The 11,646-nt window shown below is 67.6% G+C and carries 10 protein-coding genes; 1 reads left to right on the top strand and 9 read right to left on the bottom strand.

Features of this window, described 5'->3' with window-relative positions; genetic code table 11:
- The first annotated feature begins 130 nt into the window (after positions 1-130).
- Entirely contained in the window at positions 131-478 is a 348-nt protein-coding gene (locus RCH07_RS11875) for an RNA polymerase-binding protein RbpA (RefSeq protein ID WP_326967673.1), read from the top strand.
- 106 nt (positions 479-584) lie between these two features.
- Here RCH07_RS11875 and RCH07_RS11870 read toward each other — a convergent pair whose 3' ends face one another.
- The 9 genes from RCH07_RS11870 to RCH07_RS11830 form a co-directional block, all read right to left on the bottom strand.
- Positions 585-1,343 carry a polyprenol monophosphomannose synthase gene (locus tag RCH07_RS11870; protein WP_326967672.1) on the bottom strand — a complete coding sequence of 253 codons (759 nt, stop codon included), beginning with the start codon at positions 1,341-1,343 and terminating at the stop codon, positions 585-587.
- Positions 1,344-1,757: 414 nt separating this feature from the next.
- On the bottom strand, positions 1,758-3,401 hold the full coding sequence (locus RCH07_RS11865; protein WP_326967671.1) for an amidohydrolase: 1,644 nt from the start codon (positions 3,399-3,401) through the stop codon (positions 1,758-1,760).
- Between the two features lie 125 nt (positions 3,402-3,526).
- Positions 3,527-6,409 carry a DEAD/DEAH box helicase gene (locus RCH07_RS11860; protein ID WP_326967670.1) on the bottom strand — a complete coding sequence of 961 codons (2,883 nt, stop codon included), beginning with the start codon at positions 6,407-6,409 and terminating at the stop codon, positions 3,527-3,529.
- A gap of 24 nt (positions 6,410-6,433) precedes the next feature.
- Entirely contained in the window at positions 6,434-7,228 is a 795-nt protein-coding gene (gene tatC / locus RCH07_RS11855) for a twin-arginine translocase subunit TatC (RefSeq protein ID WP_326967701.1), read from the bottom strand.
- 48 nt (positions 7,229-7,276) lie between these two features.
- On the bottom strand, positions 7,277-7,546 hold the full coding sequence (tatA, locus tag RCH07_RS11850) for a Sec-independent protein translocase subunit TatA (protein ID WP_326967669.1): 270 nt from the start codon (positions 7,544-7,546) through the stop codon (positions 7,277-7,279).
- A gap of 35 nt (positions 7,547-7,581) precedes the next feature.
- Positions 7,582-7,968: a hypothetical protein gene (locus RCH07_RS11845; protein ID WP_326967668.1), complete on the bottom strand. Its 387-nt coding sequence runs from the start codon at positions 7,966-7,968 to the stop codon at positions 7,582-7,584.
- Between the two features lie 26 nt (positions 7,969-7,994).
- Positions 7,995-10,028 (bottom strand): helix-turn-helix transcriptional regulator, encoded by a 2,034-nt coding sequence (locus RCH07_RS11840; RefSeq protein WP_326967667.1) that lies wholly within the window; start codon positions 10,026-10,028, stop codon positions 7,995-7,997.
- A gap of 129 nt (positions 10,029-10,157) precedes the next feature.
- Positions 10,158-10,553, bottom strand: coding sequence for an FKBP-type peptidyl-prolyl cis-trans isomerase (locus tag RCH07_RS11835; RefSeq protein ID WP_326967666.1), 396 nt, complete (start codon positions 10,551-10,553; stop codon positions 10,158-10,160).
- Between the two features lie 69 nt (positions 10,554-10,622).
- Positions 10,623-11,561, bottom strand: a complete 939-nt coding sequence (locus tag RCH07_RS11830; protein WP_326967700.1) for an FKBP-type peptidyl-prolyl cis-trans isomerase — start codon at positions 11,559-11,561, stop codon at positions 10,623-10,625.
- Positions 11,562-11,646: the final 85 nt, after the last annotated feature.

Below are 11,646 nucleotides of genomic sequence, written 5' to 3'. Positions count from 1 at the left end.
TGATGATTCGTCAGTATCACTCCGGTTATTTCGAGCGATGCAGCGCGATGCAAACAGTAGTCCGGCGAGGCCTCACGGCCCCTGGCTAGCGCAGGGCATGACCCTGCGAACCGAATAGAGTGGAGAAAAGATGAGCGATCGCAGCCTGCGGGGTATGCGCCTTGGCGCACAGAGCATGGAGACCGAATCCGGTGTCGAGCCGGCTCCGCGCCAGCGCGTTGAGTACCGTTGCGCGGACGGCGAGCAGGTATTCGTGACCTTCTCCTCCGAAGCGGAGATCCCCCCGCTGTGGGTGTCGAAGACAGGCAGGGAAGCGTTGCTGGTTGACGGCGAACGTCCCGTGAACAGCAACGAGAAAGCCGTCCGCACGCACTGGGACATGCTCCTGGAGCGGCGCTCCCTCCCTGAACTGGAGCAGATCCTCGAAGACCGTCTCACGATCCTGCGGGAACGCCGCGGCGAACGCCGCTCGGCTTAAGCAGCCGGCGCACCCGCCGTATCAAGCAACGCGGGGTCACCTACAGCCCATCCTGATGCACCGGATGGGCTGTAAGTGACCCCGCGTTGCTTATTTTTTTGTGGCCTTACTTGCCGGCCGCACCGGCGTGCTTGCCGGGGAGCTTGGCGGCGAGGGTGTTCCAGCGGGCGGCGAGACCCCACTTGGTGACGTTGATCATGGCTTCGACCACGATAGTTCCACTCATCTTGGAGTCGCCGAGTTCGCGCTCCACAAAGGTGATGGGGCGTTCCTCGATGGTCAGTCCGAGCTTGGCGACTCGCCAGACGAGGTCCACCTGGAAGCCGTAGCCCACCGAGTCGACGGCGTCGAGGTTCAGCTTCTCCAGGGTGCTCCGGCGGAACGCGCGGAAGCCTCCCGTGACGTCCTTGATTTGGAGGCCGAGCATCAGCCGGGCGTAGGTGCTGCCCACCCGCGAGATCGCCTGGCGGTACAGGGGCCAGTTGACCACGCTGCCGCCGGGAACCCAGCGCGAGCCCATGGCGAGGTCGGCGCCCTGCTCCACGGCTTCGATCAGCTGCGGGAGCTGTTCCGGCTGGTGCGAGCCGTCGGCGTCCATCTCGACGAGGATGTCGTACCCGGCGTCGAGGCCCCACCGGAAGCCGGCGATGTACGCGGCTCCGAGGCCGGCTTTGCCTTCACGGTGCAGGACGTGGACCTGGCTGTCCTCGGCGGCGCAGCGGTCCGCGAGCTGCCCGGTGCCGTCGGGGCTGTTATCGTCGACCACCAGGACGTCGGAGCCAGGCACGGCCGAGCGCAGGCGCCCTAGAGTCTTGGGCAACGATTCCAGCTCGTTGTAGGTGGGGATGATCGTGAGGACACGCACAGCGAGGCCTTTCCTTGAAGGGAGCGGTCAGAGCGCCAGCCCGTCAGCCGAGAGCAGGCGCAACTCCCCATTATAGGGAGTCGCCGGACCCTTCGAGTCCGCATCCGGTTCCGTGGGCAGGTCCACCCGCCACGGGCCAGTTCCGGCAGGGCGCGAGAAGCGCCGCCGGGACCGTTTTCTGCTGCGAAGTGGACCCGCCCCCTGGGAATACCCATGGCCACAACCTAGGTGGCTGCCGCGCTTGCGGCAACCTGGATATGGCCGGGGGGACCTCCGGAGCCTGCGCTGTACGCAACCCTCCGTGCCCCTCAATGCTACGGCCCCGCCATGATCTGTCAACCGGACCGTGACCTGCCGTTTCATCCGTCGCCGCAGGTCAGGACCGCCGCCGGGGCGGCGCAACTTTCTATGCCATCAGGCGCCGAAGGTACCGTTGGAAAACAGTTCGCGGCCGTCCCCGACGGTCAGCAGGCAGGCAGGGTCGGCACCCCTGTCCAGGGCCGGCAGCAGGGGCGTCCGGGACCGGGGGTCCGTGCTCCAGGACTGGACGCGGCCGTCGGCAACCTGGACCATCAGTTCCTCGACCTCCCAGACGGCGAAGCTGGCCGGTGCCCCGGGAACCAGCTGGCCGGCCATCGGGTTGCGGTAGCGCGCGGCTCGCCAACCGGCCCGCGTGTGGCCCAGATACGCGGCGCGGGCGGAGATCTGCTCGGAGGGGTTATTGTGCTGCAGACAGGCGCGCACGCTGGACCACGGCCGGAGCGGCGTCACCGGGCTGTCGCTGCCGAAGCAGATCGGCACGCCGGCTGCGTAGAAGGAGCCGAAGGGGTTCATGCCCGTGCGGCGCGAGCCGAGGCGCTGCTCGTACAGCCCGCCCCCGCCCCCCCAGGCGGAGTCGAAGCACGGCTGCGCGCTGACGGTCACCGAGTACCTGGCCAGCCGGCTGATGGCGTCCGCATCGGCCAGCTCGACGTGCTCGAAGCGGTGGCCCGCGGCGCGGACCTTCTGCTCGCCGACGTCGGCCGCCGCCTGGTCCAGTGCGTCCAGCGCCGCGTCAAGGCCGGCGTCGCCGATGATGTGGAAGCCGGCCTGGATCCCCAGCAGCGAGCACGCCGCCAGGTGCGCGGCCGCTTCCGGGACGGAGAGGTACAGGCTGCCGCGCTCCCCCGGAGCATCGCTGTAGTCCGCCCGCAGGGCCGCTGTCCGCGAACCGATGGAGCCGTCGATGTTCAGGTCCCCGGCGAGGCCCAGCACGGACACGCCGAGACCGTCGAGGATGGATCGGGCCTGTTCCGCGGAGCCGGCCAGCTGGCCCCAATAGGGCAGAATCTCCGGAACCGCGTCCGGCCCCGCGTTCCAGGCCACGGCGAGCTGAAGGTCCTCGATGCTGCCGATGTGCGGGGCGGCCATCTCGGCCACCGCCACATAGCCGTTGGCGGCAGCTTCGGCCAGGGCCTGCTGCTGGTAGCCGCGGAGCGCCGCAGCAGGCAACCGCCGGGCCGCGAGCCGGGCGGCGGTGTGCGCGGCCCGCTTAACCTGGCTGTCCCCGCTGAACCCGTTGAGGTCTTCGAGGCCGGCCGCCGCCGCCAGTGACGAGGATACGAGCGCCGAGTGGACGTCCACGCGGGAGAGGTAGACCAACCGGTCGCCGGCGGCGCGTTCCAGTTCTTCGCGGTTGGGCAGTGCCGGGTCCGGCCACAGCGTTTCGTCCCAGCCATGGCCCAGCACGGTGCCGGGCGCTGTGGAGCCTGCGACGGCGTCGAGGAGTTCCCGGGCGGAGCGGACACCGCCGAGCTGCAGTGAGTCCAGCGCGATCCCGGTCTCCGTCAGGTGCACATGCGAATCGACGAATCCGGGTGCCAGGAGTGCCCCGCGCAGGTCGACGACGTTCATGGCGGAATCGGCAATCGACGTGGCGGCCTGCTCGGAACCGACCCAGGCGACGGTGTCGCCGTCGACCAGCAGCGCGGTCGCAAACGGATCGGCGGCGGTGTAGACCGAACCGTTGCGGTAGAGCGTCACCTGGCGCGGTGCGGGGGTGGCCGGGGAATCGGTCATGGTGCGGGGGCTCCTTGTAGCTGGGGCCGGCGCAGCGCCGGCGGTGTTCGAAGCGGACGGATGGTTCCGGGCGGGCGGGCCGGCAGTGCCGCTAGTGCCCGGCGGCCGGCAGTGCCCGGCGGATGTCAGGCCACTGAGGAATACGCGACGACGCCGCGCTTGACCAGCTTGATCGCGTCCCCGCAGAGCCTCGAGACGCGCGGGTCCGGGGACGGGATCTTGGCGAGCTGGTCCAGCAGATCGATGACCTGTTTCACCCAGCGGACAAAGTCTCCCGCAGCCAGGTCCGTCCCGCTGAGGACCTCCTGGAGGTGCCGTCCCTTGGCCCACTTGAAGATCGGCCACACCAGGCCCAGTTCAGGCTCTCCGGTCAGCGGCAGCTTGGCGGCTTCCTCGACGTCCTCCAGGATGGACCATTCCCGCACCACGGTATCGATCGCGGATTCCAGCGAGACGCTGGGCATCTTGGGCCGGAGTCCGCGGTCCTCGCGCTTGGCCTGGAACACCAGGATGCTGGCCAGCGCCGCGATTTCGGCGGCGTCGAGATCAGTGAAAGCGCCCATCCGCACGGACTGCGAAATGAGCAGGTCCTTCTCGCCGTAGATGCGGCGCAGCCGCTGCCCGTCCGGGCTGATGGTGAGCACACCGGCGTCGGAGGTCTCCAGATAGCCGTAGTTGCCCAGCACCCCGCAGACCCGGTCGAAGGTCTTCGCGATGGTGTTGGTGCGGCCCTGGATCTGGCGGACCAGTCCGTCCGTTTCCTGGCGGAGCTTCCACCAACGCTCGGACCAGCGCGCGTGGTCTTCGCGTTCGCTGCACCCGTGGCAGGGGTGGGCCCGGAGCTGGCGGCGCAGTTCGGCGATCTTCTTCTCCTGGTCCGGCAGTGCAGCGGCTCGGCCGAAGTCCTCGTCCCGGCTCGGCGGCGCGGGCGGCCGGTTGTCCCGGATGGCGTTCCGGACCGAGGATGCAAGGTCCCGCCGGGATTTGGGCACCTTGGCGTTGAAGGACTTCGGGATCCGGATCCGGGCTATCGGCGCGAGCGGGCCTTCGACGTCCTGGCTGCCGATCCGCCGCAGCTGGTTGTCCAGGGTCATCACGGCGGGCCGGGGCTCGCGGGAGTGGTGGTCGGAGCTGAGCACGACGGCGAGGCCGGGCGCCCGGCCGGTGGGCACATCCACCACATCGCCGGGCAGCAGCCGGCTCAGGGAATCCTCGGTGCGGGACTTTTTGGCCCGGGACGTGGTGTTGGAGGCGCTCTTTTCGGCGTCGGAGAGCGCCCGCCGCAGCCGGGAGTAATCGGTGAAGTCACCCAGATGGCAGGTCATCGACCGGCTGAAACCGGAAAGGGACTCTTCGCGGCCCTTCACCTGCCTGGCCAGCCCCACTACGGAGCGGTCCGCCTGGAACTGCGCAAAGGACGACTCGAGGATCTCCCGCGCCCGGGAACGGCCGAACTGGGCCAGCAGGTTGATAGACATGTTGTACGTCGGACGGAAGCTCGAGTTCAGCGGGTAGGTCCGCCGGGAGGCAAGGCCAGCGACCGAGGCCGGGTCGGTGCCGGGCTGCCAGAGGACCACGGCATGGCCCTCGACGTCGATCCCGCGGCGGCCGGCGCGGCCGGTCAGCTGGGTGTACTCCCCCGCTGTGATGTTCACGTGCGCCTCGCCGTTGAACTTGTCCAGCTTCTCCAGCACAACGGACCGGGCCGGCATGTTGACGCCGAGCGCCAGGGTCTCGGTTGCGAACACCGCCTTGACGAGGCCGCCGACGAAGAGCTTCTCCACGACTTCCTTGAAGGTGGGGAGCATACCGGCGTGGTGCGCGGCAAGGCCCCGGAGCAGGCCGTCGCGCCAGCTCCAGAAGCCCAGGACGTCCAGATCGTCGGAGGGGATGTCCTGCGCGGCCTCATCGACGCGCCGGGCGATGTCAAGTTGTTCCTTCTCGGTGGTCAGCCACAGTCCGGCGGAGACGCATTGGGCGACGGCGGCGTCGCAGCCGGCGCGCGAGAAGATGAAGGTGATCGCAGGCAGGAGATCCTGCCGGTCCAGGCTCGCGATGACCTGGGGGCGGCTGGCCTTGCGGACGGGGCTGCGCGGTCCGTCCTGCGGTTCCTCACGCTGGTGCTGCTGGCGCCGCTGGCTGCGCCCGCCGTGGCCGAAGCGCCCGCGGAAGCTCATCTGGCTCTCGGCCCGCGCCATGGAGAGCAGTTCCGGGTTGACCTCGAAGCCCGGGCGGGCGCCGGGGTCGGCGGTGGCCGCGGTCACCGGGAGTTCGGCGTTTCCGGCGGGGGCAATCTCATCGAAACTCGTGTCACCGGCGAAAAGGTCCACGATTTTCCGTCCCACCATAACGTGCTGCCAGAGCGGGACGGGGCGGTGTTCGGAGACGATCACATCGGTCTGTCCGCGCACCGTGTCAAGCCATGCACCGAATTCCTCGGCGTTGGACACGGTGGCGCTCAGCGAGGCGACCTGGACTTCGCTGGGCAGGTGGATGATGACCTCTTCCCAGACGGCGCCGCGGAAGCGGTCGGCGAGGTAGTGGACCTCGTCCATCACGACGAAGCCGAGGTCGTCCAGGGTATCGGACTCCGCGTAGAGCATGTTCCGGAGCACTTCGGTGGTCATCACGACGACGGGCGCGTCGCCGTTGATGCTGGTGTCACCGGTCAGCAGCCCCACCTGGGCGGCGCCGTACTTTTCGGCCAGCTCGGCGTACTTCTGATTGCTCAGGGCCTTGATGGGGGTGGTGTAGAAGGCCTTGAGCCCGCGCTGGAGGGCCAGGTAGATGGCGAACTCCCCGACGATCGTTTTGCCTGCCCCGGTGGGGGCGGCCACGAGGACTCCGCGGCCGGCCTGCAGTGAGAGGCAGGCCTCGCGCTGGAAGTCATCGAGGTCGAATGCAAGAGTACTGATGAATCCGCCCAGGTAAGTCCTGGCTTCGGCGGCCCGCTCGGCACTGGCACGATAGCGTTCGGACGGGGATTCCGGCCCGGGAAGTGAAGACATGCTTCCAGCCTAGTGCGCGAACGGCTAGAGGTTCTCCAGCTCGGAGCTGGGGGTTGGCTGGTCCGCGGTGGCTTCGGTTTCCACGGCACGCTTAACGGCTCGGCGTTCCCGCCGCCGGTCGTTCAGCAGGCACAGGCCGATGGCGGCGAAGAAAAGGATCAGCATGGGGCCGGCAAGGTAAAACATGCTCATGGCGTCCGCACCCGGGGCGGCCATGGCGGCGAACAGGCAGACGAGGAAGACCGTGATCCGCCAGCTCTTGACGAGCTGCTTGCCCTTGATGATCCCGGCCAGGTTGAGACCGACCAGTACCACCGGCAGCAGGAAGGCAATGCCGAAGGCCAGCAGCAGCCTGAGCACGAACGACAGGTAGATCTGCGCGCTGATGAAGTTGGAGCCGCCCGAGGGCGTGAAGTCGGTCAGGACCCGCACCGCGTTGGGAAGCACGAGCCAGGCGAGAAGTACGCCGCCGATGAAGAGAGGCACGGCCGCGGCGACAAAGGACAGCGCCAGCCGGCGTTCCTTCTTGTGCAGGCCGGGGACGATGAATGCCCAGAGCTGGTAGAGCCAGACCGGGCTGGCTACGATCAGGCCCAGGAACACTGAGACCTGGATCATCAGGTCGAAAGAACTGGCGACGCCGTCGAAGTTCAGCGTCGCCTGCCGGCCTTCACGCTCGTTCAGGTCACGGATCGGTTTGATCAGTGCAGCGAGCATCGGCTGATAGACGAAGAAGCCGGCCGCGGTTCCCACAATGACGGCGATCGCCGCTTTGAAGAGGCGGTTCCGCAGCTCTTTCAGGTGGTCAAGGAGCGCCATCCTCCCCTCGGGGTTCGATCGGCGGCTCATGGATACTGCCATGTGGTCTTAGGCGCGGTTCGGAGGCGGAACGTCGGTTCCGTCGGCCGTGCGGGACTCCGTGCCGGCGGACTTCGGGTGGTTCACCACCCGGCCCTCGACGGGGTCGGAGTCATCCTTGGCGTCGGTGGCGCCGTCCTTCTTCATCTCGCGGACTTCCGATTTGAAAATGCGCATTGACTGGCCAAGGCTTCGAGCCATGCCGGGCAGCTTCGGCGCCGCGAAAAGCACCAATGCCAGAACGATGATGATGATCAAATGCCAGCCTTCAAGCCTCATGTCAGGAGGTCCTTTCGTTTGATTACATCCTATGTCTAACTGAATTCGATGTCGCGCAACGCCTGGGGCTGGCCCCGGTCCTTCCTGCGCCGGATGCGCCGCAGCCGCCGGTCGTCCTGCCGGGCCAGCTTCGACACGTGGTATTCATGCCGCAGCCGGGCGGGTTCAGCAAAAACGGCCGCGCCGGGCTCCGGCAGCGGCCCGGGTATGCTGTCGGCGGCGGACCCCGGCGGCCCGGCAAGTGCGGACCCCGGCGGACTGGCGGCGGCGGACGGGAAGCTGGAGAACCGTTCCCCCGCCGCGCCAAGTTCCTTCACCGTCGTCATGAACTGCCGGAACAAACGGACGCCGAGCACGACGAAGAACAACAGTGACAGCGCGACGAGCGCTATCCAGATTACGATCCAGGACCACCAAGGCATGCTGCACAGTCTATCCGGGGTGCCGGTCAGTCGTCGTATTGGGCCAGGGCCGCCGCCAGCCAGGCCCGGGAAGCCTCCGCGAGGGCTTCCGGCTGTACGATCCGGGCGGTTCCGCCGTGCTGGGCCACAAACATCGGCAGCCAGTCCGTGCTGCCGAAACGGATTTCGGCCAGCATCCCGCCGCCGGGGAGCGGAGCGGTGTGTTCGGCGTAGTAATCGTCGGCGAGCCCGGCGCCGCGGCGGGTCAGTTCGACCACGACGACAGTGTCGTCGTCGTTCGGGGTGAAAAGCTTCACCGGGAAGCTGTCCGCCGGCCTGGCGTCCGCGGAGACCGGCAGACCGGTGGGCTGCAGCTCCTCGATCCGGTCCAGCCGGAAGTTGCGCAGCCCTTGTGCCGAATGGCAGTACGCCTCGAGGTACCAGGTGTTGTCCAGTGAGTAGAGCCGAAGAGGGTCCACATCGCGTTCGGACACGGTATCCCGTTGCGGCGAGAAGTAACGGAGGCGCAGTTGGGCACCGCTGGCGATGGCGTCGCGGGCCGTTTCCAGCGTGGCCGAGTTGCCGGGAGCCACTGCGGGGCCGGAGAGCTGCGCGGCCTGCCGGCCTTCCTCCCCCGCCGCGGCCATGAGTTTGAGCGTCACCGACTCCAGCGCGTTCCCCTCGGCCAGCTCCGGCAGGCCGTTCAGGGTCTCCAGCCCGGTCAACAGGGCGCAGGCCTCGTCCACCGCAAAACGCACCGGCCGGTTCAGCTCGAGGTCCTGGATGATGTAGACGTGGTCGTCGTCCCATCGGATGTCAAGCAGGTCATCCGGGTAGCCCCCCGGCAGCCCGGAGCAGATCAGGATGCGCAGGTCATCTTCGAGTTCCTGGCGGGTGATGCCGAACTTCGCGGCGACGTCGCGGATGTGCAGTCCCTGGTTGTGGACCAGGAACGGGACCAGTTGGAGCATCCGCTTGAGCTGGTCCTCGGAGGTGCGTTTACGGCCGCGCTTGGCGTTACCGGTACCGCCAGCCGGGAAGGCGACCGGCGGGGCGGGCGTGGCGGCGAAGGCCGCGGCGGCGGCCAGCCGGCGCCGCACAGCGGTCACGAGCTCCGGCGGGGCCGCCACAGTCACGTGCGGGCCGTAGGAGGCCAGTTCCTCGCCGAGGGTCTCCGCATCGCGGTACGGCACGCCGAGGCGGTCCCGGCCGGCGTCGGGCTGTGCGGCCCCGGGCTCCGTGCCCGGTGCGGCCCCGGGCTCCGTGCCCGGTTCGGTGCCGGGGGCCGCCAGTGCGCGTTTGCGCAGTCCCAGCAGCTTCCCCTGCACAACGTCGACGACGGCGGTCCGGACCGGCAGTTCCGCCAGACCCGCGAGCTCGGCGCGGACGTTGAACGCGGTGGGCGCGGTGATGCCCTGCTTCTCCAATACGGTCACGGCGGAGGTGATGCGGGAGAGCCGGAAGAAACGCCGGTCGCCGCGGGTCCGGTCATGGCCCACAAGATACCACTGGCCGAAGCGGCTGCCCAGGCCCCACGGCTCCACCAGGCGTTCCTCCTCCTTGCCGGTGCTCCCGGCGAGGTAGCCGAAGCTGACCGAGTGCCGGGCGTGCATGGCGGCGACGAGGTCCTCGAAGGCCTGCCCGGCGGGCCGGATGCGCGGCTGGACCCCGGCGGGGAGTTCGGCGTCGACCAGGCCGCCGGCCGCCTGCAGCTTTCGCATCGCGTTCACGGCTGCGGAACCGAGGGCGGCATGTTCCCAGAGCTGGGCCGCCAGGATGAGGACCGTGCACTCCTCGGCGGTGAGACTGACGTCGGGAAGCCGGTTGGATTCCTTGCCGATGCGGTACCGGCTGGTGGCCGGATCGTCCGAGCCCCAGCCCGTGTCCATCACCGTTTCAATCTCGAAGCCGAAGTGGCGCAGCTCGCCCTTGTCGCGTTCGAACATCCGGCCGAAGGCGACGTCGGAGCTGGTGGTGTCGTGGTAGACCTTGTCGCGAAGCTCGCTGCGGCGCAGCCCGTACTTCGTGTTCAGCAGGGCGATGAGCAGGTTCAGGAGGCGTTCTGTACGTGAGGCGGACACCCCGCAAGGCTACTAAAGTCCGGGCGTGAAAATGACGAAAGCGCGGTAACAGCCGGAAGAACTTCTCCGATTGTTACCGCGCCTGGTCGTTCTGTCCCGCTGCTGGGCGGGTGGGTGGGCGGGTGGGGACTAGCGGACGCCGACGAGGTCGACGACGAAGATCAGGGCCTCGTTCGGGCCGATCGCTCCGCCGGCCCCGCGGGAGCCGTAGGCGAGCTCGGAGGGGATTTCCAGCCGGCGTCGGCCGCCGACCTTCATGCCCAGCAGGCCCTGGTCCCAGCCTTGGATGACCTGGCCGACGCCCACCTTGAAGTCCAGCGGTGCGCCGCGGCCCCAGGAGGCGTCGAATTCTTCGCCGGTGGACCAGGCCACTCCGACGTAGTGGGTGGAGACGGTGTCGCCGGCTTTGGCCTCGGCGCCGTCGCCCTTGATCAGTTCGGTGATGACGAGTTCGGTGGGAACGTCGCCCTGCGGGAAGTCAATTTCCGGCTTCTGGCGGTCAAGATCGCGCTGTCCAAATGACATGGGTACTCCTCTTTGCGTGGCTGGGGGTGCAGTGTTGCGGGTGAGCAGGCGCCTGTTGGCGGTGGATCTCTACTTCTTGGCCTTGATCTCGATGACGAACACCAGGGCTCCTGCGGGCTTGCCCTGGGCTGCGGCGTTTGTGCCATAGGCAAGGTCTTCAGGGATGGTCAAGAGGATTTTGGAGCCGACCTTCTGATCGGCCAAGCCCAGGGCCCAACCTTTGATGACGCCGGTGAGGGGGAAAGTGACGGCTTCGCCACGATCGTAGCTGGAGTCAAACTTGCTTCCATCCTCCCAACGCCATCCGGTGTAATTGGCTTCAATGCTGTCGGTCGGGGCTATCTTTTCGCCGGTGCCCTCAGATAGGACCTTTACGGACAAGCCAGCCGGAGGATCGATCTTCGGGATCTCAACAGAGGGGACGCCCTTGTCGTCAACAGTGACCTTGGGGAGTTTCCCTTCCTTGTCCAGTTTTTCAGTTTCTTCCTGGCTCATGGGCTTCGGCGCATCCTTAGCGGCCAGTACCTTTACAACGACGAGCTGGGACGGCTGCGCCTCGGCGCCCTCGGCTGCGGCCTGGCCGGGGATGGCCAGGGCAATGTGAGAGCCGATCTTGGCGCCTACAAAGGCGTTGTAAATCATGGTATCGCTGGTCTTTAGCTCGTCGTCCAAAGGCAGGGACTGCGGAGCGTCCTTGAAACTATCCTCCAGGGTGGAACCGTCCTTGCCATTGAAGGCAACGATCGAGATCGACGCAGTCTGGCCAGCCTTGACCCGATCACCGTCGCCCTCCTTGACCAACTTGACGGTGGGTTCCTTGACCTCAAGGGGCTGGGTGAACTTCACGCCGGGCGCTGTCTTGTCGCCGTTCTCGGTGAGTTCGAGGGAGTCCAGTTTGGCGGTCTCGCCCGCAGACTGGCTGCTGGGCTCGGGGGCGGCGGGCTCGCCACCGCCGCAAGCGGTCAGCAGCAGCAGCCCGGGAAGAAGAATTGCTAATAGTCGGCGCACGTAAAACTTTCGTCGAGGCAGGGTGGACGCAATGCGCACGGTTTCCCGCGGCAAAGAAAACGTCGGCCGCACGGCGGCCTCTACC

It is taken from the genome of Arthrobacter sp. CG_A4 (genome assembly GCF_035985125.1).
Classification (GTDB): Bacteria; Actinomycetota; Actinomycetes; order Actinomycetales; family Micrococcaceae; genus Arthrobacter.
This window is presented reverse-complemented; position numbering and strand designations above follow the sequence as displayed.

Excerpts from the sequence above, each read along its gene's own strand:
- RCH07_RS11875 (WP_326967673.1), top strand. The coding sequence starts at position 131 with ATGAGCGATCGCAGCCTGCGGGGTATGCGCCTTGGCGCACAGAGCATG.
- RCH07_RS11865 (WP_326967671.1), bottom strand. The coding sequence starts at position 3,401 with ATGACCGATTCCCCGGCCACCCCCGCACCGCGCCAGGTGACGCTCTAC.
- RCH07_RS11860 (WP_326967670.1), bottom strand. The coding sequence starts at position 6,409 with ATGTCTTCACTTCCCGGGCCGGAATCCCCGTCCGAACGCTATCGTGCC.
- tatC (WP_326967701.1), bottom strand. The coding sequence starts at position 7,228 with ATGGCGCTCCTTGACCACCTGAAAGAGCTGCGGAACCGCCTCTTCAAA.
- tatA (WP_326967669.1), bottom strand. The coding sequence starts at position 7,546 with ATGAGGCTTGAAGGCTGGCATTTGATCATCATCATCGTTCTGGCATTG.
- RCH07_RS11845 (WP_326967668.1), bottom strand. The coding sequence starts at position 7,968 with ATGCCTTGGTGGTCCTGGATCGTAATCTGGATAGCGCTCGTCGCGCTG.
- RCH07_RS11835 (WP_326967666.1), bottom strand. The coding sequence starts at position 10,553 with ATGTCATTTGGACAGCGCGATCTTGACCGCCAGAAGCCGGAAATTGAC.